The sequence below is a fragment of the Psychrobacter sp. TB55-MNA-CIBAN-0194 genome, assembly GCF_040309505.1.
Classification (GTDB): Bacteria; Pseudomonadota; Gammaproteobacteria; order Pseudomonadales; family Moraxellaceae; genus Psychrobacter; species Psychrobacter fozii.
Genome location: NZ_JBEOOW010000289.1, coordinates 1 through 271 on the forward strand (window position 1 = coordinate 1; position 271 = coordinate 271).

Here is a 271-nt window from a genome sequence, read left to right on the forward strand (position 1 = left end):
GATGATGGTGAAGTCATTGTCACTATCGATGCTGAAAAAATTACAGTCTCTGATACTGGTCTTGGTATTCCCGAAATTATGATGCCTTTACTCTATGAGAGATTTGAGCGTCTGAATGACATAAATACCAGCGATCAGGTAGAAGGTAGCGGTTTGGGTCTTAGCATTGTGCAACGTATCATGACTCATATGAACTGGGAGCTTATGCATCAAGACAATGCTACAGGTGGTAGTACGTTTAGCATTTATTATAATAAATGCCATATATAAG

At 38.7% G+C, this 271-nt stretch carries 1 protein-coding gene; it reads left to right on the plus strand.

Going from position 1 to position 271, the window contains the following annotated elements:
• The coding region (locus tag AAEY75_RS15185; protein WP_352260049.1) for a sensor histidine kinase at nucleotides 1-270 on the plus strand (270 nt) is incomplete at its 5' end.
• Between the last annotated feature and the right edge of the window lies 1 nt (nucleotide 271).